Origin of the sequence: Shewanella inventionis, from assembly GCF_019931735.1 — a bacterium.
Classification (GTDB): domain Bacteria; phylum Pseudomonadota; class Gammaproteobacteria; order Enterobacterales; family Shewanellaceae; genus Shewanella; species Shewanella inventionis.
Window position 1 is genome coordinate 3,740,622 of record NZ_CP082926.1, and the last position, 21,612, is coordinate 3,762,233.

Genomic DNA, 21,612 nt, shown 5'->3' on the forward strand with positions numbered 1-21,612 from the left:
CTGCAAGTCGCTTGTGAGTGCTAAACAACGGATAGGTCAATGGGCCTAATAATAATGCTAAAAAGCCCCATCGCTTGACTCCAAGCCCTTGCCTGTAAGCTGCCACCCCAAAACCAATACAACTGGCTGCACTCGTTAAAAGCAGAACCACTAACCAACTAAACTGCATATATAAAACCTCAAAAAGTAAGCGAGCTCTCTATCACACTGTCGCTCAAGCTATCTATCGCACTATCTATAAAGCTGCCCTCAAACCTCCATGATGATTTATAACAGCTCAAGGTATCCGATGTTCACTATTAATAACGATAATTTAGCACCAATGTACGATTAAATATCGTAATAGCATCACTAAAGTCCAAGCATTATAGCGAAAAGCATAACAAGAATCGATTAAAAATACGGCAAAAGTATGCCTTATTTAGGTGGTATTCCGGCAAGCTGTTGCCGCATTTTTGCGCCATGTTAATTAACCACTATCACAGTGTTACTGTTGCAAATACATCACTCCACTAAGAGTGTTTTCAAACTTAATTGAGCGACTTGAAACCTGGGGTTAGATCACGGCGTTATCGTTGTCTTAAGTAACAATGGCTTAAAAATACTAGCCCGAATAACAGGCCCGTCATTTTACAATACCCATTGGTATTTTTAGCATCAATATGATGAATTTAAGCGATAAAAAAGCCGCTCTTACATGAGCGGCTCATAACATATTTTAAACTCTAGTTAGGGTAAAACTGGCTGCCCTCGGTTGCCATTTTCACCAAGGTTTCGCAAGGCGCAAAACGCTCACCATAAAGAGTTTGATACCCTCTTAAGGTTGCCACTAAATTACCTGCTCCTAGGGTATCAATATAACGGAACGGACCACCTAAGAATGGCGGAAAGCCAATACCAAATATTGCGCCAATGTCACCATCTCTTGCTGAAGCAATAATGCCCTCTTCAAGACAACGAACGGCTTCGTTTAGCATTTGGACAGTACAACGCTCTGCAACATCTTTTGCTTCTTTGTCTGACGCAATTAAAATATCAAGTACTTTGTACACTGACTCATCGACCAGTTTGGCTTTTTTCACTTTAGGTCCATACTGATAAAACCCTTTGCCATTTTTACGCCCTTTACGCTCATCGGCTAATAACTTGTCAAAGGCCGCAGGCGCTTTAAAACGCTCACCTAACTCTTTTTCTAAAATAGGCGAAATCTTACCGCCTACATCAATACCCACTTCATCGAGTAATGTCATCGGGCCGACTGGGAAACCAAACTTAACAAGCGCTCGGTCTAAATGCTCAACACGTTGACCTTCTAATAACAGTTGCGCGGCTTCGTTCATATACAAAGCTAAGATACGATTAACATAAAAACCGGCACCGTCTTGCACAACAATTGGGGTTTTACCTTGTTTGCGTGCAAAGGCCACTGTAGTTGCAATGGTTTCAGGCGACGTGGTTTTATGGGCAATCACTTCCACTAACGGCATTTTTTCTACTGGTGAGAAATAATGCAAACCAATCACGTTTTCAGGACGGCTCGCCGCTGCAGCAATTTGGCCAATAGGTAGTGATGATGTGTTCGATGCAAAAATAGTGTTTTCACCGCATTCGCGTTCAACATCTTTCACCATTTGATGCTTTAGGGCTAAATCTTCAAATACCGCTTCAACCACGATGTCAGCATCTTTAATACCTGTGTATTCGGTTGTTGTGGTCATCAAAGACATAATATTGTCACGTGCCGCTGGCGTCATATGACGGCGCTTAACACCTTTATCTAATAACTTGTAAGCATAAGATAACGCGTTGCTTAAGCCCTGCTCTGAAATATCTTTAACACGCGCAGGAATTTTAGCTTTGGTGGTGGTAACAGATGCAATGCCACCACCCATTAAGCCACCGCCAAGTACCATCACTTTTTTGACCTTGCGTGGAACAGCCCCTTCGGCGCCAGTTTCTTTCTTCATTTCTGTAGTGGCAAAGAATAAGCTACGTAACGCAGCAGATTCTTTTGACATCACCAAGTTTGCAAAATGAGTGGCTTCAACCTCAAGACCTTTTGCCATGCCTTTATTCATACCTTGGCGAACACAGTCAATGATTTTAGCCGGTGCAGGATAATTACCCTGGGTTTTCTTCATAACCTGCTTACGCGCTTGATCAAACATAATATCGCGCGTAAACGAACTCGACTCTAAAAATTGATTCATTTTAGATTGTTTGACAGGTTTGGCTGCACCCTTGCCTTTTTTAGCTAATGCAACCGCAGTTTCAACTAAAATTGAATTAGGCACCACATCATTAACCAGCCCCATTTTCAAGGCTTGTTTAGGGCGAATTTGCTTACCTGTTAGCATCATATCTAATGCTGTGGCAATACCGACTAATCGAGGTAAACGCTGGGTTCCGCCGCCACCAGGCAATAAGCCTAATTGCACTTCTGGTACGCCTAACATGGTCTTTTTATCGTCACTACACACACGTAAGTGACACGCTAATGCGAGCTCTAAACCACCACCTAAACACGCCCCATTAATGGCAGCGACAACAGGGATCGACAAACCTTCAAGCTCAGAAAATACCACATGGCCTTGCTGAGACAATGCTTTTGCTTGTTCTTCACTTTTACATGCCGCTAGCATAGTAATATCAGCACCGGCAACAAAAGAGTCAGGCTTGCCAGAGGTGATCACCAAGCCTTTAATGCTATTGTCAGCTTTGATCTCAGCTAAAATCTCAGTGATTTCTGGCCCAAATTCGGCTTTTAGGGTGTTCATGGTTTCGCCAGGTACATCCATTGTTAAAATGGCAATACCATCTTCACGGCGCACTAAATTAAATGTTTTTTCCATGCTCATTACTCCACCTCTAAAATCATTGCTGCACCTAAACCACCCGCGGCACAAGCTGTTGCCAAACCAGTACCACCGCCGCGGCGTTTTAATTCACGACACACTTGTGTAATTAAACGCGTACCGGTTGCAGCAAATGGATGGCCATAAGCTAGTGAGCCACCTAACACGTTAAATTTGCTCATATCAATTTCGCCAATCGCGCGGTTACGCCCCAGCTTTTCTTCAGCAAACTTTTTAGAGCCAAACATCTGCATGTTCGCTAATGTTTGTGCTGCAAATGCTTCATGCATTTCAATTAATGTTAAATCTTCTAACTCCATTCCAGCGCGCTTAAGCGCTAATGGCGTTGCATAAGAAGGTCCCATCAACATGTCTTGCCACACATCAATAGCAGTAAAGGCATAGCTCTTAATGTAACCAATAGGTTGATAACCTAACGCTTTCGCACGGCCTTCGCTCATTAAAATAATGGCTGAGGCACCGTCGGTTAATGGCGTACTGTTTGCGGCTGTTACGCTACCGTGTTTGCGGTCAAACGCAGGGCGCAATTTAGCGTAAGATTCTAAAACTGAATTTTCACGAATATTATTATCACGATCGATAAATTGTTTATACGGCGGAATATGTGCCGTCATCACCTCTTGCTGAAGCACACCTGAATTCCAGGTTTCAGTTGCTAAGGTATGCGAGCGATGCGCTAATGCGTCTTGGTCGGCGCGGCTAATGTTATACGTTTTAGCCATTTGCTCAGCCGTTTGCCCCATAGACAAGCCCGTTGAGTATTCGGCCACCGCAGGCGGTACAGGCATTAAATCTTTTAAGCCTAAACGGCGAGCAATAGCAAACTTGTCCTTAAAAGTACGAGCCTTATTAAGGTCAACTAATGCGTGAGCTAACTTTTTAGACACACCAATCGGTAACACCGATGAAGAATCAGAACCACCTGCCAAACCAATTTCAATATTACCAGTCATAATTGACTCAGCAACGTTTACCGCAGACTGAAAACTAGTCGCGCATGCACGTGTTACAGAGTAAGCATCAGTTGACACATTCATACCTGTGCCTAAGACAATTTCACGGGCAATGTTTGGCGCCGCAGGCATTTGTACTACCTGGCCATAAACAAGCTGCTCAATTAATTGAGGGTCGATTTCAGAGCGAGACAGCAACTCATTTACCACCATTTTGCCCATATCTAGCGCAGATACGCCATGAAAAGCTGTCGCTTGTTTCGCAAATGGAGTTCGTAAACCGGCAACAATCGCTATGCGTTCGCCCCGGGCATTTGTTACCTGTTGTCTATCACTCATATGTCACCCTTCTATTATTGTTAGCTCATCAAGGCAGAGCCGATAAGTTTTCTATTTTTGCCAGATTATCTGGTCAGACCATCAAAGTGTGACCCGATTCTAACTTTTTATTGAATAGTTTTAAACAGGCGTTTACAACTATCTGCTTCATTAATAGTTAAAATATGTTAATCCTACTAGCCAAAAACCAATAGAATTCATAACATAGGCTTCAATAACCCCAATGCCAACTAAATAAATTGAGTACAGCTATGCCGTTAAGTCGTTTCCACTCACTGCGCACCTATTTAGATACTGTTGTGTTAGGTCAACCTGTATTAACCGAAAACTTATTAATCGCACTTATCGCCAATGGTCATTTATTAGTAGAAGGCCCACCAGGTTTAGCAAAAACACGTGCAGTAAAAGCACTTTGCGACGGTGTTGAAGGCGAGTTTCACCGCATTCAATTTACACCCGATTTATTACCTGCTGATTTAACAGGGACAGACATTTACCGCCAACAAACCGGCACATTCGAGTTTGAAGCTGGGCCGATTTTCCACAATCTCATTTTAGCTGACGAAATCAACCGTGCACCGGCAAAGGTGCAATCGGCATTGTTAGAAGCCATGGCAGAAGGACAGGTTACAGTAGGTAAAAACAGCTACCCATTGCCACCGTTGTTTTTAGTGATGGCTACCCAAAACCCACTTGAAAACGAAGGCACTTACCCGCTGCCAGAAGCACAACTTGACCGATTCTTAATGCACTTAAACCTTGATTACCCAAGTGCAGAAACTGAATGCGAAATTTTGCGTCAATCGCGCAAAGAAGCACAAACACATCAATTGCCAACAATCGACCCTGTTGCCCAAGCAGACGTGTTTGCAGCTCGTGATCAAGCGCTAGAAATTTACCTAGCCGATCCGCTAGAACAATACATAGTCGAAATCATAATGGCGACTCGTCAGCCTGCTCGTTACAGTAACGAACTGGCCAAATGGTTAGAATATGGCGTAAGCCCGCGAGCAACCATTTCACTTGAACGTTGTGCACGTGCTCGCGCTTGGTTAAATGATCGCGACTTTGTGTCACCAGAAGACATTCAAGCCGTAGCACCTAACGTACTACGTCACCGCTTATTGCTGAGCTATCAAGCACAAGCCGAAGGCGTGACCGCAGACCAAGTGATAAATCATATTCTTAGCCAAGTTGCCGTACCTTAAAGGCGAAATTGCATGTTGATATTAGCAAGTAAAGTCGCATTATGATGCTAGATACCCAATCATTGCCTCTATACAGCGACGGAGTAAACCTCACAGAGCAAGAGCTTATTGCTTGCCAGAGTCTCTCGCGCGCCATTCCAGACCGTCAATCTCGCGCTAAAGCGGCATTGTCTGGCCATAGAAGCAGCCTCATAAAGGGGCGCGGAATGGAGTTTGCTGAAGTGCGTCATTACCAAAATGGTGATGATGTTCGCACCATTGACTGGCGAGTGACTGCACGTACCGGTGTGGCTCACACAAAATTGTTTGTCGAAGAGCGTGAACGCCCTATTCTGCTGCTCATCGATTTAAGTCATAGTGCATACTTTGGTTCGCAACTTTTATTGCAGTCAGTACAAATAGCACACCTGGCTACCACACTTGGCTGGAATGCTATTAATCATGGCGATCGTTTAGGGGCATTAATTGCCAGTGAAGCAACACATTTAGAGCTCAAACCGCGCAGCCGACGCCAAGGGATTTTGCAATTAACCTCTGGTTTAATTGATGTACACCAAAAGCAATTAAATCAAATTAATCAGCTAGCCTCAGCCCCTGACCACCTGTTCAAAGCTTGTCAGCGTTTACAACGTATTGCAAAGCCAGGCTCATTGATTTGGATTATAACTGACGGCCAACACATTAATCAGCAATGTTTAGCACCGCTTACTGAGTTATCTCGGCACTGTGACATTGGCGCATTCATCGTCACTGACCCACTCAGACAAGGCACATTAGCTTTACCTAAACAATTTACTTTACCCGTACGAGATGGCCATCAACAATTAACTTTAACTCGCCAAAGTTACGATGCATGGTTAACAAACCAACAATCACAACAGCAGCAATTTATTAGTTTAATGAATTTGATTAAAGTACAACCTAAATTAATTGATGCCGCTAAACCACTGAGCGCCCAATTGGATATTTTACGTTAAATGACAACTTCAAATTTACCAATGCCGCCAACAACAGCCGATGCCAGTGCTTCTCCACTAGCACAATTAAATGACATCCAATTACCCGACCCCATTAGTGCTATGCCTATCGCACCCGGTTATTGGATAATTGCGGCATTAATTATCGCTATTGCCATATGGTTTGCATACAGAATATACAAACAATATCAATACCATGCACCCAGAAAAAAAGCATTGTCACTGCTGGATCAGTACGACATTAACGATGACAATTTTGCAGCCCAGGTAAACAGTTTACTTAAACGAACCGCAATGACTTATCTGCCACGAGAAAGCCTAGCCAAGCTAAATGGCCAACCCTGGTTTGACTGGCTCGACAGCAGGCTACCTAGCAAGCAACAACATGTAATAGGTGAATTACTGTTTAAGCGTCATCAGGCCAATGGCTTAACTGCGGACGAAAAGCAGCAATTAGCGCTGTTGGCAAAAATATGGCTAAGCAATAAAAAGCCGTTTAGTGACCCGTCATTAACCACTTATCTGCATACGCAGGAGGCCTAATGCTAGCATTATATTGGCCTTGGCTTTTACTGCTACTCCCTTTGCCCTTATTGATTAAGCAAACCAAAACACACGAGGTTGGTGGGCACTTACACATTCCGGGCATTGCCAGTGGCATCACAGTCGCTCACACCCGAAAAAACAAACACAGTCGTAAACGTTATTGGTTAATGTGGGCATTGTTATTAATTGCTATCGCAAGACCACAATGGCTTGGCGATCCCATAGAGTTACCCTCTAAAGGTCGCGATTTGATGGTGGCCGTTGACTTATCTGGCAGTATGCAAATTGAAGACATGGTCATTAATGGTCAAACAGTTAATCGTTTTACGTTAATTCAGCATGTGCTCAGTGACTTTATTGAACGTCGTAAAGGCGACAGGCTTGGACTAATTTTGTTTGCTGACCATGCGTACCTGCAAGCCCCATTAACCTTGGACCGCCGCTCTGTTGCAACCTTTTTAAAAGATGCACAAATTGGTTTAGTTGGCAAGCAAACCGCCATTGGTGAAGCCATTGCTCTAGCCGTAAAACGGTTTGATCAAGTAGGCGAAAGTAACCGTGTATTAATTTTATTAACCGACGGTTCAAACAATGCGGGCAATATTGAGCCCGAAGTTGCAGCGCAAATAGCAGCCAAACGCAATATTACCATTTACACCATTGGAGTGGGTGCTGATGTATTAGAGCGCCGAACCATATTTGGCAAAGAACGCATTAATCCATCAATGGATTTAGATGAAACACAATTGAAAAAACTCGCAGAAATGACCAATGGCTATTATTTTAGAGCGCGAAACACTGAAGAGTTAGACAGCATATATCAACAAATCGATAAACTCGAACCCGTTAGCCGAGACCAAATCAGCTATCGTCCTAAAAGCGAACTCTTCTATTGGCCTTTGTTATTGTCATTCATCATGAGTTTACTCATCGTTTTGCAACAACAATGGCCAACGGTTTTCGCCTCTAAAAATGCAAATAAGGAGGCAAACTAATCATGGTGCATTTTATTCGACCTGAATGGCTGTTAGCCTTGCTTCCTGTCGCTTTAATTAGCTTATTATTTTGGCGTAGACATAGCCAACAATCTGCATGGAAACAATATATAGCACCACATTTAAGCCAACTGTTAATTACCCAAAATCTGGATAATAAAAGCCAGCCCAAATGGTTACTTATTTTATGCTGGTTGATTGCGGTTATTGCTTTAGCTGGCCCTGCAATTAATAAACAAAATTTACCTGTATTTGCCACAGAGCAAGGCAGAGTGTTGATAATGGACATGTCTTTGTCCATGTACGCGACCGATTTAAGCCCAAATCGTTTGTCATATGCTCGGTTTCGCGCAACTGATTTATTAGCAGAATTAAAAGAAGGTGAAACAGGCCTTATCGCCTACGCAGGAGACGCCTACACCATAAGTCCGTTAACTCGTGACACTGCAACAATTTTAAACTTACTCCCCACCCTATCACCCGATATCATGCCAACTAAAGGCTCTAATCTTGCATCAGCTCTGAGCTTAGCCCAGGACTTACTGGCTCAAGGCGGACATGTGCACGGTGATATTATTGTCCTCACTGACGGTGTGTCAGACAGCCAATTTAATTACGCTGTTAAAGAATTAAAAAATAGCCGTTATCGATTATCCATTATGGCCTTTGGTAGCCAACAAGGTGCCCCAATTAGCTTAGGTGACGGCCAATTACTGCGCGATAACAGCAACGAAGTGGTCGTTGCCAAAACAGATTATGGCTTACTGCAAAAACTCGCTCAGCAACATCAAGGTATCTTAGTGCCAGCCCAAACCGATGGTAGTGATATTGATACCCTAACTGACTGGCTAGCGGTAGAAGGTGAGGCAACAGAAACAGATTTAGCCGGCGAATCCTGGCAAGACCTAGGCCCCTATCTCGCCTTATTGTTAGTATTGCCAATGCTAATGAGCTTTCGTCAAGGGTTACTGAATGTGATGTTAAATCCATTGTTTTTGCTCGGTGCGCTGCTCAGTATCAACATGATAAACAGCCAACCAGTGCAAGCCTCCCTTTGGCAAGACCTATGGCAAACTCAAGATCAGCAAGCACAATCTGCGTTTGAACAAGGTGAGTTTGCTAAAGCGGCTGACACCTTTGAAAGTCAACAATGGCAAGCATCGGCACATTACAAAGCGGGCAATTACCAACACGCGCTTGAAGGTTTTGAGCAAGATAACAGTGCCAATGGCCTGTACAATCAAGGCAACGCCCTAATGCAACTTAATCATTATCAAGAAGCAATTAATCGTTACCAGCAAGCCCTTAAAATGCAAACACCATTTGTAGAAGCTCAGCAAAATCTTGAGTTAGCAATGAAATTGCTTGAGCAGCAAGCAGAACAATCACCTAATCAACAACAATCTGGTGACGGTGAGCAATCAAACCAAAATAACTCAAGTTCAGATCAATCTAACGCAAGTGATTCATCTTCGTCACAACAATCACAGTCAGAACAAAACGGTGATCAACAGCAGAATAATCAAGGTGAGCAGCAATCACAAAATGATGCTGAAAACCAACATCAATCACCACAAGATGACAATAGCGAACAGTCTAGTGACCCACAACAAAGTGCATCTGACGACCAAAAAAATGAGAATCAGCAATCATCTGGCACGCAGCAGCAAGCTGGTGAGCAACAAGAGCCTAATAGCCCTGAGGCGGATGAGCAATCGGCCAGCGACAGCACTCAAAGTGATATGCAGTCACAACCATCTGGACAACAGCCAAGCGACGAGCCATTAAGCAACGAAGCCAGCATGCAAGCGGCGGCTCAAGAAGCAGAAGAGCAAGCAAATCAGCAACAGCAAATGAGCGCGAGCTCAGCAACAGAACCATCGTCACAGCAACCTCAAGGAGAGCCTGCTGAAACGATTTCTGCATCGCAAATTAACCCAGATGATTTACCCGCTGACATGCAACGAGCCTTGCGTGCCATCAACGAAGATCCACAAGTGCTGATCCGTAATAAAATGCAGCTTGAATACCAAAAACGCCGTCAAAATAGTCAACCGTCTAAGGATAATGAACAGTGGTAATCAGAACTCTATTTAGCCTATTGCTATTTATCATTGCTTCGCCCGCTTTTGCGCTAACTCAAGTACAAGCCACTGTCGATAGAAACCCCGTGGCCGAAGGTGAGTATTTTGTACTCGATATCGTAGCCGATGATGATCTTAACGCGGGCGCTCTCGATACATCAGTATTATTAGACGATTTTATTGTCGGTCGCACCAGTGTTGGTCGTAGCACTAAAATGATTAATTTTGACACCACGCGCGAAACCCGCTGGCAAGTGTTACTCTCACCTAAATCAACTGGCACAGTCATTATTCCGGCGTTTAACATTAACAATGTCAGCTCAACACCCATCGCGTTAAAAGTATTACCCTCTGGCGCATCAGCCGATGAGCTCGACAATGTTTTTATTAAAGTAGAAACAAACGCGACTGAAGCTTATGTTGGCCAATTAATTACCTATAAAGTTAAATTGTATCTCGCTGTAGAACTTCAACGCGGAGTGTTAAGCGCCCCCGCAGTAGAAGGGGCACAAATAAAACAAATTGGCGAAGATAAAGATGGCAGCGAAATACTCGATGGTCGCCGTTTTAGAGTGATTGAACGCACCTACGGGATTATTGCCGATCTGCCAGGCGAACTTGTCATCAATGGTGCAAGCTTCTCAGGTGATGTATTAGTTGAAGCACCTCGTCGCGGGGGAATGTTTGGTTTTAATGAAAGCAGACCGATGCAAACCGAAGCTGAACGCGAAGTGATTCAAATCAATTCAACTCCTGCAAGTTACCAGGGCAAATGGTTAGTTAGCGACATTGCAATGCTAAAAGAAACCTGGCCAGACGATGTCAGCGAGTTTGAAGTAGGTAGCCCAATCACCCGCACTATCAGCCTTATTGCGTCCAATACCGACGACACGAGCCTGCCCGATATTGATATTCCGTTAGCTGAAGGATTAAAAGCGTACCCAGAAAAACCTGTTAGACAAACCTTTGTACGCGACAATCAAGTGGTGTCGCAATACAGCTTAACCACGGCCATAGTACCGACAAAACCTGGCACTTATACCCTTCCAGAAATTCGCGTGCCATGGTGGAATCCACATCTAAAAAAACAACAGTATGCAACCCTACCTGAACGCACAATTGAGGTCATTGGTAGCAGTGCAGCCACAACAGATATACCAGCGGCGGACAGCTTTAGTCCTGCCAGTAACCAAGAATATTGGCCCCTCATCGCCGCGGTATTCGCCTTACTATGGCTGATAACCTTAGTGCTATGGCGCAGGGCAGTTGCCGCAAGTTATTCATACAACCCACAACATGATATACACTCAAAAGCTGATGCTCCGCGTAAAACAGCCACTACAGGGTTAAATGCGATAATGCATGCATGTGATAAAAATGATAGCAGCGCCGCAATCACAGCCGTGCAGGCCTATTTTAGTGAGCGTTTAGGGCAGCCAATGACACTGAGCCAAATTAGCGCTTTATCAACACCGCTAGCTCAGGCCATTCATAAACTGCAAGCCGATAAATACAGCCGCCAACCACAGGCGATGGATAAAAAATCATTAATGGACGCCATTCTGGCTTACAAAGAGCAACCCCAGGCTTATAAAAAACCACTCATCGCAGACCTAAACCCTTAACCGTCCATTAGGTTTACTCCAATCACCCCAGCTCAAATTTATCGCTGGGGTGATTTGTCTTGCTATTCCCCTTTAGGGTTTTTAAGCTATTGAACATGTTTAACTAAAAAAAGTTAAAAAATGTTCGGACGCTTGCGAAATAAAAAGACTGATGTCGCGGTCTTATCTGACATGGTAGCAAAACAACGACGATACGATAGCCTTGTCAGGGCACTTCATACCGACATATTCCGTTACGCCTTTTGGCTTTGTGGCGATAAACATGTTGCTGAAGATATCACTCAAGAAACGTTCTTACGAGCGTGGCGCGCTTTAGACTCTTTAAAAGATGACAAAGCGGCAAAGGCTTGGTTAATCACTATTTTACGACGCGAGAATGCCAGACGCTTTGAGCGCAAACAATTTGACTACAGTGATGTCGAGCAAGAGTTATTAGAAGATGTATTTTCAACCAGTAATGAAGATGAAACCGAACAATACTGGCTACGGCGCCAAATAGGTAAGCTTGATATCGAGTATCGTGAACCATTGTTATTGCAACTTATTGGTGGTTTTAGCGGTGATGAAATTGCCGATATGCTCGAACTAAATCGCAATACAGTCATGACACGTTTATTTAGAGCGCGTAACCAATTAAAAGAAGCATTAGAAGCACCCGAGGTAAGAGGTCAATCAAATGGATGATCTACAATTTCGTCGCCAGGCATATGGCGATCCAAATAATCAATCTGACGAGTTTTTAGCACACCTTGCTGAAAACAAAGACGATGCTGAATTTGTCAAAGACCTAAAAGCATTTGATAAAAAGTTAACCGCGGCATTACACATTGATGTGCCAAATGATTTAGCTGAAAAGTTACTGTTACGACAGCAATTAAGCGAACACCAAAACAGTAAAAAACGTGGCCGTTACATGATGGCAATGGCTGCGTCGATTGCTTTTGTGGTGGGCATTAGTGTGAGTTTATTGCGTTTAACACCCATTAACTTATCTGAAAACTCATTAGCCCACGTGCACCATGAAACCAAAGCATTAATCATGGAGCAAGATATTGGCTTTAACGACGTTAATTTTAAACTCGCAAGTGTAAAAGGCCTAAGCGAGTCTAAATTTATCAAGCAACCTGGACGCGTTTTTTATACTTCGTTTTGTGACTTTCAAGGCGTGAAGTCTTTGCACTTGGTGATGGCTGATGAATTAGGCAATAAAGTGACCTTGTTTATCGTACCGACAGAGAGCCGCATGGTATTAGAAGAAGCCTTTGCTGATAATCAATTTAAAGGTAAAAGTTTTCAAACAGCAGATACCTATATGATTTTGGTCGGTGAGCCAGCATCTGATTTAGAATTCGTTCAAAATGAAGTCGAAAATACTTTTATATAACTGTATCAATTGTTGACTAAAACCCGCTACTTCGTTGAATAGCGGGTTTTTTATTGTTTAAATTTCAAAGTGTGATATTGCGCAAACTTCTGCTAGGATTGCGGCCATAAAAATAATTCAATGGACGCATTATGGACATTCAAACACCAATTATCATTACTTTTATCGGTTACCTCGCATTAATGATGGGCATAGGTTATTGGGCTTATCGTAAAACAGACACAGTAGACGACTATATTCTTGGTGGAAGAAAGATGGGTCCAGCCGTAACAGCCCTCAGTGTAGGGGCTTCTGATATGTCAGGCTGGCTATTATTAGGTTTGCCTGGAGCGGTTTATTTAAGTGGTCTGGGTGAGGCTTGGATTGGTTTTGGATTGATTATCGGTGCATGGTTTAACTGGTTATTTGTTGCCAAGCGCTTGCGTATTTACACCCAAATGGCAGATAACTCGCTCACACTTCCAGACTTTTTCGAAAATCGCTTTAATGATAGCCATGGGTTATTAAGAGTCGTTTCGGCTGTGACCATTTTAGTTTTTTTCACCTTTTATGCCTCTTCTGGCATGGTGGGTGGTGCCATATTATTTGAAAAGGTATTTGGTCTAGACTACACCACAGCTCTGGTAATTGGTTCGTTTATTATTGTTTCTTATACTTTTATTGGTGGTTTCTTTGCAGTAAGTTGGACCGACTTCTTTCAAGGCTGTTTAATGTTAATTGCCTTACTGATTGTGCCGGTTACCATATTTAGTCAACCTGACACTCAAATAGGATTTGAGCAAATCGACCCAGCAATGTTGTCATTTATTAACGATGACACCACAGTATTAGGCCTAGTATCGCTTCTTGCGTGGGGCTTAGGATATTTTGGACAACCCCATATTTTGTCGCGTTTTATGGCTATAGGCGATCCAAAAGAGTTAGTGCTGTCTCGACGAATAGCCATGAGTTGGATGGTGTTATCGTTAATTGGTGCACTGGCAACAGGGATTGCAGGCAGCTTATATTTTGCCGCAAATCCATTAGAAAACGCTGAAACGGTCTTTATTAATCTTGCTCACGTTGCATTTAACCCGTGGATTGGTGGCTTGCTGATTGCCGCTATTCTTTCAGCCATTATGAGCACTATTGACTCTCAACTACTTGTTTGCTCGAGTGTGATCACCGAAGACTTTTACCTTAAATGGTTACGCCCAAAAGCCACTGATAAAGAACTCATGTTGGTTGGCAGAATAGGTGTTATCGCAATTGCTCTGGTGGCTGGCATTGTGGCGCTTAACCCAGAAAGCAGCGTCCTTGGCCTTGTAAGCTATGCGTGGGCAGGTTTTGGGGCAGCATTTGGACCCGTAATATTATTGTCGTTGTTTTGGCGTGGTTATAGTCGTAATGGTGCGGTATTAACCATTGTCGTAGGCGCTATAACGGTAGTGGCCTGGAAACAGCTTTCTGGTGGCATATTCGATTTATATGAAATTGTACCAGGTTTTGTATTGGCTACATTAGTCGGTATTGTGGTGAGTAAATTATCCCCACCAGCCCCTAAAACCATTGCGGACTTTGACCGTTTTAATGATTCATTAAAGTCATAACCAACACTAGATAACACTAGGTAACACAACCATATCAATGAGGTTGTGTTACCCTCCCACCATCTGTTCCGTCCAATTAAACTACCCCTTGATTTTTAACGTTTATTTTACATTTTATTTGCATGAATAAATTTTAATTAATTTATTTATTAAAAATGTGAGCAAGCCATATTTACATATACTGCTATGGTATCAACCACCTAGAACACCACAAAACCAAAAATTAACCTAATATTAACAACAACTAACATCTGGTCGGAGTTGTTGGCAACATGGCACTTACCTAAGATGCCACAAACTTAACACCATAAGTGGTCCTACAAGTTAACATTTGCAGGTCATGATAATAATAAATGGAAATAATAATGAATAAGTTCAATAAGACTCTTCTTGCTTCAGCCGTGTTAATGGCCAGCGCTCAAGCATCTGCTGCGGGGTTTCAACTTAACAGCCAATCAGCGACCGGTATTGGTCGTGCTATGGCTGGCGATGCCGTCATTGCCGACAATGCATCTGTTTTATCACGTAACCCAGCAGCCATGGCATTATTTGATAACACCTCATTTTCTTTAGGTGCCGTTTACGCCGATATCGATGTGTCAGTTTCTGATGTCACTGGTTCATACGGTGGTCAGGATGTTGACTATGGCAGCGAACACGATGCTGCAGAGTCAAAAGTTATCCCAAATTTTTATTACATCAACCCAATTGATGATAAATGGGCTTTTGGTGTTGCCGCATTTAGTAACTATGGAACAGGTACAGATTTAACCTCATTAGCAGACAGAACCCCTACCCTTGGGGGTAATGCCGTACCATTACCAACCCCTGTCGATTTACTGGGTAATACTGAAGTAGTTACCATTAACCTAAACACCAGTGTTTCATACCGTATTAATGACCAATGGAGCCTTGGCTTAGGCCTTGATGCTGTTTATGGCAGTGGCACCTTAACTCGTACCACTGAAAATACTCAAATTGGTACTATTGTTGACGTAGAGGCCGACGGTTGGGCATTAGGCGGTATTGCTGGTGTAGTGTATGAAATGAATCAAGATAATCGTTTTGGCCTAAGCTATCGTTTAAGCCCAACATTAACCGCTAAAGGTGATGTGAATTATGCTTATTCTGAATATAACGAAATTGATATCCCAATTGCCGACATTGCTCAATTTGCCGGGTTCCACCAGCTAACCAATGATTTTGCAGTGCATTACACCGCACAATGGACCAACTGGAGCAAGTTTGACAAAATCGAAGTCATTGATGGCGACAACGGTGCAGCACAAACTGATCTAAAAGAATATCATTGGAAAGATTCATGGTTTCTTAGCTTAGGCGCAACTTACAATCTAAGTGAAGATTGGACATTACGTGCAGGTATTGCCACTGACGAAGGTGTTGTTGATGAGCATTCTTCGCTGTCAATTCCTGATTCTGACCGTACTTGGTATACCGCAGGTGTAAGTTACGACCTCACCAACAAATCAAGCGTTGATTTTGGCATTGCTTTTGTTCGCGGTAAAGATGTTACAGTGTTAGAAAACAGTGCAATTTTGCCCATGGTTACGGGCTTAGACAGTGAAATATCAGCACAAACACGCTCAAATGCTGTGTATTATTCAGTGCAATACAACTACAGTTTTTAAGCCAAAGATTAATTAAGAACACCCTTTAGAGCATCGCCTAAAGTAAGCCGTTCTGTTAACTCAAGCAATTTCAACCAAGCCGCCTTTTACTTGTTAATGGGCGGTTTTTTTATATCTATTCGAGCTAATATATGAAATTTTTCTAATAAACCTATTGCGTAAAAAACCAAAGTTCATTAGAATTTTCTTATAGACTTTGTAAAGGTGGTATTATTATGTCTCGGTTAATCAGCTCTTTCTCTCTCATCGCAATAATTTGCTCAATGAGTTATTTCCCCGTAGGGTCATCTCAAGAGTTTGACACTTTGACGCTTCAATATGCAACTCACCTACAAACACGAGTTTTTGACGCAAAAGTTGAACCCATTAAAGCGGCAACGGTATCTGCGCAAACATCAGGTCGCATAATTAATATCCATTACGATGTTAATGATTTAGTGCCTCAAGGTGCGGCCCTGCTTGAAATAACCAACAAAGAACAAGGGGCGAGCTTAGCAGGCGCTGAAGCTGAATTAGCAAAAGCACAAGCCGTTTACAGTGAGGCTCAAGCGCAATACATCCGCTATAAAGAACTGTTTCCCAAAGGGGCTATTTCAAAAGGAGCTATGGATGAAGCAACCGCTGAAGCCAAAGCGGCAAAGCAAGCTGTTAGTGCCGCAAGAGCTCAACTGATTAAAGCAAAAGAAAGCCTAAACTACACCATAGTCAGTGCTCCATTTAGCGGCCGTGTGACTCAACGCTTTGTTGAACAAGGCGAAACCATCTCTTACGGCCAAGCGCTGTTTTCGGGTTACGACACCGAGCAGCTTAGAGTGGTTTTTCAGGTGTCACAGCAAGATTTAGCATTTATCAGGCAACTTGACCTTATTCGCATTCAACTCGCAGATGGCCAAGAAATTACAGCAACTGACATCAACCCATATCACTTTGCTGACGCTCAAACTCATAGCCATACTGTTAGGGTAAACTTTGCCAACCCAAATAGCACCGCCCCCCTTGTTGGCCAGTGGGCCAAAGTCATGTTTGAGCAACCAAGCAAACCGACATTATTGGTGCCGATGTCTGCTATTCATCGTGTTGGCGATCTCACCTCGGTATACCGTAAAAATGGCGACAAGCTTGTGCTTAACCAAGTACGCTTGGGGGTTGTAGATCACATCAATCTGCAAGCACAAGTACTATCAGGATTAATGCCATCTGATGAAATTGTTATCGACGCTGCCCAATATTTAATACACAGCCGCGCCGCTAAAGCGAAGGAGTAATGTATGTCTCCTGAAAAACGTTCAACTCGTTTAGGGATCTCTGGCCGTATAGCCAAAGCCTTTCAAAATAGCGCTATCACCCCGTTACTCGCCATTTTAGGCCTATTACTCGGTATTTTTGCTGTCATCATTACCCCCAAAGAAGAAGAACCGCAAATTGATGTCACCTTTGCCGATGTGTTTATTCCTTACCCTGGTGCAACACCAACTGAAGTTGAGCACCAGGTGACACTGCCTGCTGAACAAATCATTTCTGAAATTAAAGGCATCGACACCCTGTATTCTTTTTCACAACCCGACGGTGCATTGATTATTGCTATCTTTGAGGTGGGCGTTCCACGTGATGAAGCGGTAGTTAACCTTTATAACCAGCTGTATTCCAATCGCGATAAATTTAATTACGCTGCGGGAATTGGGGAGCCATTAATAAAACCCCGCGGTATTGATGATGTGCCCATTGTCGGATTAACCCTTTGGTCTGAAGATCCTAGCATGACAGCAGAGCAGCTAACCTCTGTGGCCTCTGTGATTGAAACCGAGCTTAAACGGATCCCCGGCACCCGAGAGATTTACAGTCAAGGGCAACATGAACTGGTATTAAATGTACGTTTAGATCCAATCAAAATGAACAGTTACGGTGTCACCTTTACAGACATCAGCAGTGCACTTCAAGACAATAATCAAACCTCTGCACTTGGTTCTCTGACGCAGTATAATCAAGAAGTTAAACTAAAAACAGGTGAGTTCTTACGTAATATTGATGACGTTAAAAACCTATTAATTAAAGTCAACACTGCCACCACCACAGGCGCTGCAGGTGTAGTGTATTTATCTGACATAGCCGAGATTCAATTACAAAGTGACATTCCTAAACAAAATGTTTGGCATGTGAATCAACAAGGCAGTTACCCGGCTGTCACCATTGCTATTGGCAAGCAAGCTGGCCAAAATGCAGTGGATATTGCCAATGCGGTGCTTTCAAAAATAGATGCCGTCGACAATGTGTTGATCCCCGACAATGTTAACGTCGCGATATCGCGCAATTACGGTCAAACCGCAGGTGACAAGTCTAATACACTTATTTTTAAACTCATATTTGCCACCTGTGCCGTAGTGCTGTTAGTGCTGTTTACTATGGGAGTTCGTGAGTCTGCGGTCGTAGGTATCGCCATTATCATCACGCTTGCCATTACCTTATTTGCATCCTGGGCGTGGGGGTTTACGTTAAATCGAATATCATTATTTGCCCTCATCTTCTCAATTGGGATTTTGGTTGATGATGCGATTGTGGTGGTCGAAAACATTCATCGCCATATGGCGCTTAGCAATAAACCCATGATTGAACTTATTCCACTTGCGGTTGATGAAGTGGGGGGGCCAACCATTTTAGCCACCTTTACCGTTATTGCGGCATTGCTGCCAATGGCATTTGTGTCCGGACTCATGGGACCATATATGAGCCCTATTCCTATAAACGCCAGTATGGGAATGCTTATTTCACTGCTCATTGCCTTTATTATGACACCATGGTTGAGTGGCCATTTACTCAAAGAGCATAAACATCACAGTAATAGCGAACCTTATACCGAATCAGAAACAGCATTGACGCGCTTGTTCACCAAATTAATGAGCCCCTTTCTCATTGGTGAACATGCAGGTAAAGCACGCAAAGGCCTAGCACTTGGTATTATGTTGCTCATCGCATTCGCAGTAGCCTTGCCAGTATTTCAAGCGGTAGTGTTAAAAATGCTGCCATTTGATAATAAATCTGAGTTTCAGGTGATGGTTGATATGCCTGAAGGCACACCTGTTGAACAAACCCAGCGAGTGTTACAAGATTTAAGTCAGTACCTAACAACCATTGAAGAAATCGAACACATTCAGCTTTATGCTGGCACTCATGCACCGATGAATTTTAATGGTTTAGTACGGCATTACTTTTTACGCAGCAGCCAAGAGCTGGGCGACATTCAAGTTAATTTAGTTGATAAACAATACAGAGACCGTGACAGCCACACGATAGCGTCATCGGTACGGGAGCCATTACAAAACATCGCATTAAAATATAATGCCAATGTCAAAATAGTTGAAGTTCCCCCCGGGCCACCGGTGTGGTCTCCTATTGTTGCTGAAGTCTATGCCCCCACCACTGCACAGCGAGAACAAGCAGCCAATGATTTATTGCAACGCTTTAAACAGACAGAATATGTTGTCGACATGGACATCTTCTTGCCAGCTCAGCAACAGCAATGGCAAGTGATAATCGATCGCAATAAAGCCCGTTTATTAGGCGTGTCCTATAGCAGTATTGTTCAAGCCATCAGTAGTGCAGTTAATGGTGATGACGCGAGTTACTTGCACCTTGAAAATCGTAAACACCCAACACCAATCCGCCTACAGGTGAACGAAGCCGCCAAGGTAGATTTACTGCAAGTGTTGCAGTTACATTTAGCGAGCCAAAGCGGTGAGCATATTGCACTTAATGAGCTTGTGAATATAAAACAACAAGCAATTAACGCAGCTATTGTTCACAAAAATATGGTGCCGATGATCATGGTAGTTGCAGATATGGCAGGCCCTACAGGCAGCCCACTGTATGGGATGTTTGATATGGTCAGTCAAATTAATCATGAAACAGAACAAGGTGAGCTTAAATACCCTATTGTTCAACGTTTTGTAGAACAACCAGATGGCTTAACCGACGTCGCTATTTTATGGGATGGCGAGTGGAAAATTACCTACGAAACCTTTAGGGACATGGGGATTGCCTATGCCGTGGGCATGATAGCCATTTACCTGCTCGTGGTCGGGCAATTTAAGTCTTATATTGTGCCCCTTATCATTATGGCACCCATTCCATTAACTGTGATTGGTGTTATGCCAGGACACGCACTACTAGGAGCGCAATTTACAGCGCCATCAATGATAGGGATGATAGCTCTGGCAGGAATAATCGTGCGTAACTCAATATTACTGGTCGATTTTATAAATCAGCAAACGGCGGCAGGCGTTTCATTTGAACAGGCCGTGATCCACTCAGGAGCCGTTCGAGCAAAACCCATTATGCTAACGGCACTGGCTGCAATTATTGGTGCATTGTTTATTATCGACGACCCTATTTTTAATGGGCTAGCAATAAGCTTAATTTTCGGGATTTTTATCTCAACCATTTTAACGCTTATCGTTATCCCCGTTCTTTATTTTTCAGTAATGAAATCAAAATTAACGACAAAAACAAACTAGTTACTCATGCTAATTAACCGGGTGTTACACCCAAAGGAGCTCGATATGTCATTAGAAAGAAGTATTATGGCCTTTGCAGGCTTTATGGTTTTATTGTCTTTAGTGCTTATGGCAACCGTTAGCCAACATTTTATCTGGCTTACTGTGTTTGTTGGCGCTAACCTATTACAAAGTGCCTTTACAGGTTTTTGCCCTGCTGCCATCATTATGAAAAAGATGGGTATTAAAACAGCAGCAGAAATTGCCCTAGGTAAATAACCGTATTGGGTTAACAACAAGGAACACCTGTTGAAAAAATCTATGCTCAAAACAATCAAACCTATGTTGACCGTACTGCTATTGGTGTCGGGATGCCTAACAACACCTTTGTTTGCGACAGAGCAACAAGGTTCTGTCGCATGGCAAAAAATTCACCAAAACGCCACATTAATTGACGTGCGTACAGCTGAAGAGTTTGCAGCAGGCCATATTGAAGGGGCGATTAATATTCCATTTGAAAATATCGTTACCGAGCTAGCCAAACTCAATATCGCTAAAAATACCGAAGTCGTGTTGTATTGTCGCAGTGGACGCCGAAGTGGCATTGCGCAAGATGCGTTAATCGAGCAAGGTTACACTGCAACCTATAATGCCGGTGGTTTTGATACATTAATGTCTACGCGTTAACTAAATAGCCTTATACCCCTAATCAACCTGAATATGCATGTTGCTGATCTTCTTCAGGTTGATTGGGTTTATCATAAGGCCACTTTTAAACAGTAAGTTTCCTACCTCAACAATTTCTACAAAAAATAGCCCATCTCAAATAACAGTAAATCTGGATAAACTCAAATTAAACAACACTCTACACTAATAAATTCGATATAAGCGCGATGTCAC

16 protein-coding genes are annotated in these 21,612 nt (G+C 43.0%); 14 read left to right on the forward strand and 2 right to left on the reverse strand.

Annotated elements, in window-relative coordinates:
* Nucleotides 1–725: 725 nt before the first annotated feature.
* On the reverse strand, nucleotides 726–2,852 hold the full coding sequence (fadJ, locus tag K8B83_RS16680; protein WP_223418371.1) for a fatty acid oxidation complex subunit alpha FadJ: 2,127 nt from the start codon (nucleotides 2,850–2,852) through the stop codon (nucleotides 726–728).
* Between the two features lie 5 nt (nucleotides 2,853–2,857).
* The gene (fadI, locus tag K8B83_RS16685; RefSeq protein ID WP_188736546.1) at nucleotides 2,858–4,168 is read right to left on the reverse strand and encodes an acetyl-CoA C-acyltransferase FadI; all 1,311 of its coding nucleotides are present in this window, start codon (nucleotides 4,166–4,168) and stop codon (nucleotides 2,858–2,860) included.
* Nucleotides 4,169–4,419: 251 nt separating this feature from the next.
* On the opposite strand from fadI, the gene K8B83_RS16690 reads away from it, so the two are divergent.
* From K8B83_RS16690 to K8B83_RS16755, 14 genes are all read left to right on the forward strand, one after another.
* Nucleotides 4,420–5,376, forward strand: coding sequence for an AAA family ATPase (locus K8B83_RS16690; protein ID WP_188736549.1), 957 nt, complete (start codon nucleotides 4,420–4,422; stop codon nucleotides 5,374–5,376).
* A 44-nt stretch (nucleotides 5,377–5,420) separates the two neighbouring features.
* Nucleotides 5,421–6,353, forward strand: a complete 933-nt coding sequence (locus K8B83_RS16695; protein ID WP_398410896.1) for a DUF58 domain-containing protein — start codon at nucleotides 5,421–5,423, stop codon at nucleotides 6,351–6,353.
* Entirely contained in the window at nucleotides 6,354–6,896 is a 543-nt protein-coding gene (locus K8B83_RS16700) for a DUF4381 domain-containing protein (RefSeq protein WP_223418378.1), read from the forward strand.
* Nucleotides 6,896–7,894, forward strand: coding sequence for a vWA domain-containing protein (locus K8B83_RS16705; RefSeq protein ID WP_223418380.1), 999 nt, complete (start codon nucleotides 6,896–6,898; stop codon nucleotides 7,892–7,894). The genes K8B83_RS16700 and K8B83_RS16705 overlap by 1 nt, the downstream gene beginning before the upstream one ends.
* Nucleotides 7,894–9,975 carry a VWA domain-containing protein gene (locus K8B83_RS16710; protein WP_223420102.1) on the forward strand — a complete coding sequence of 694 codons (2,082 nt, stop codon included), beginning with the start codon at nucleotides 7,894–7,896 and terminating at the stop codon, nucleotides 9,973–9,975. Before K8B83_RS16705 ends, K8B83_RS16710 begins: the two co-directional genes overlap by 1 nt.
* Nucleotides 9,969–11,603 carry a BatD family protein gene (locus K8B83_RS16715; RefSeq protein ID WP_223418382.1) on the forward strand — a complete coding sequence of 545 codons (1,635 nt, stop codon included), beginning with the start codon at nucleotides 9,969–9,971 and terminating at the stop codon, nucleotides 11,601–11,603. Before K8B83_RS16710 ends, K8B83_RS16715 begins: the two co-directional genes overlap by 7 nt.
* Nucleotides 11,604–11,723: 120 nt before the next feature.
* The gene (locus K8B83_RS16720) at nucleotides 11,724–12,287 is read left to right on the forward strand and encodes a sigma-70 family RNA polymerase sigma factor (RefSeq protein WP_223418384.1); all 564 of its coding nucleotides are present in this window, start codon (nucleotides 11,724–11,726) and stop codon (nucleotides 12,285–12,287) included.
* Complete coding sequence (locus K8B83_RS16725; protein WP_223418395.1) at nucleotides 12,280–12,987, forward strand: DUF3379 domain-containing protein; 708 nt, start codon at nucleotides 12,280–12,282, stop codon at nucleotides 12,985–12,987. The genes K8B83_RS16720 and K8B83_RS16725 overlap by 8 nt, the downstream gene beginning before the upstream one ends.
* A 131-nt stretch (nucleotides 12,988–13,118) precedes the next feature.
* Nucleotides 13,119–14,576: a sodium/proline symporter PutP gene (gene putP, locus K8B83_RS16730; protein ID WP_223418397.1), complete on the forward strand. Its 1,458-nt coding sequence runs from the start codon at nucleotides 13,119–13,121 to the stop codon at nucleotides 14,574–14,576.
* A 365-nt stretch (nucleotides 14,577–14,941) separates the two neighbouring features.
* Nucleotides 14,942–16,225 (forward strand): OmpP1/FadL family transporter, encoded by a 1,284-nt coding sequence (locus tag K8B83_RS16735; RefSeq protein WP_223418398.1) that lies wholly within the window; start codon nucleotides 14,942–14,944, stop codon nucleotides 16,223–16,225.
* 215 nt (nucleotides 16,226–16,440) lie between these two features.
* Nucleotides 16,441–17,490: an efflux RND transporter periplasmic adaptor subunit gene (locus K8B83_RS16740; protein WP_188736567.1), complete on the forward strand. Its 1,050-nt coding sequence runs from the start codon at nucleotides 16,441–16,443 to the stop codon at nucleotides 17,488–17,490.
* A gap of 3 nt (nucleotides 17,491–17,493) precedes the next feature.
* The gene (locus K8B83_RS16745) at nucleotides 17,494–20,733 is read left to right on the forward strand and encodes an efflux RND transporter permease subunit (RefSeq protein WP_188736569.1); all 3,240 of its coding nucleotides are present in this window, start codon (nucleotides 17,494–17,496) and stop codon (nucleotides 20,731–20,733) included.
* Nucleotides 20,734–20,778: 45 nt separating this feature from the next.
* Nucleotides 20,779–20,991 (forward strand): YgaP family membrane protein, encoded by a 213-nt coding sequence (locus K8B83_RS16750; RefSeq protein WP_188736572.1) that lies wholly within the window; start codon nucleotides 20,779–20,781, stop codon nucleotides 20,989–20,991.
* Nucleotides 20,992–21,021: 30 nt separating this feature from the next.
* On the forward strand, nucleotides 21,022–21,399 hold the full coding sequence (locus K8B83_RS16755; protein ID WP_373284860.1) for a rhodanese-like domain-containing protein: 378 nt from the start codon (nucleotides 21,022–21,024) through the stop codon (nucleotides 21,397–21,399).
* Nucleotides 21,400–21,612: the final 213 nt, after the last annotated feature.

What these genes read in the sequence shown, in the direction of transcription:
- K8B83_RS16720 (WP_223418384.1), top strand. Translation starts at nt 11,724, where the DNA reads ATGTTCGGACGCTTGCGAAATAAAAAGACTGATGTCGCGGTCTTATCT.
- K8B83_RS16700 (WP_223418378.1), top strand. Translation starts at nt 6,354, where the DNA reads ATGACAACTTCAAATTTACCAATGCCGCCAACAACAGCCGATGCCAGT.
- K8B83_RS16725 (WP_223418395.1), top strand. Translation starts at nt 12,280, where the DNA reads ATGGATGATCTACAATTTCGTCGCCAGGCATATGGCGATCCAAATAAT.
- K8B83_RS16740 (WP_188736567.1), top strand. Translation starts at nt 16,441, where the DNA reads ATGTCTCGGTTAATCAGCTCTTTCTCTCTCATCGCAATAATTTGCTCA.
- K8B83_RS16705 (WP_223418380.1), top strand. Translation starts at nt 6,896, where the DNA reads ATGCTAGCATTATATTGGCCTTGGCTTTTACTGCTACTCCCTTTGCCC.
- K8B83_RS16690 (WP_188736549.1), top strand. Translation starts at nt 4,420, where the DNA reads ATGCCGTTAAGTCGTTTCCACTCACTGCGCACCTATTTAGATACTGTT.
- K8B83_RS16695 (WP_398410896.1), top strand. Translation starts at nt 5,421, where the DNA reads ATGCTAGATACCCAATCATTGCCTCTATACAGCGACGGAGTAAACCTC.
- putP (WP_223418397.1), top strand. Translation starts at nt 13,119, where the DNA reads ATGGACATTCAAACACCAATTATCATTACTTTTATCGGTTACCTCGCA.
- K8B83_RS16735 (WP_223418398.1), top strand. Translation starts at nt 14,942, where the DNA reads ATGAATAAGTTCAATAAGACTCTTCTTGCTTCAGCCGTGTTAATGGCC.
- K8B83_RS16750 (WP_188736572.1), top strand. Translation starts at nt 20,779, where the DNA reads ATGTCATTAGAAAGAAGTATTATGGCCTTTGCAGGCTTTATGGTTTTA.
- K8B83_RS16745 (WP_188736569.1), top strand. Translation starts at nt 17,494, where the DNA reads ATGTCTCCTGAAAAACGTTCAACTCGTTTAGGGATCTCTGGCCGTATA.
- fadI (WP_188736546.1), bottom strand. Translation starts at nt 4,168, where the DNA reads ATGAGTGATAGACAACAGGTAACAAATGCCCGGGGCGAACGCATAGCG.
- fadJ (WP_223418371.1), bottom strand. Translation starts at nt 2,852, where the DNA reads ATGGAAAAAACATTTAATTTAGTGCGCCGTGAAGATGGTATTGCCATT.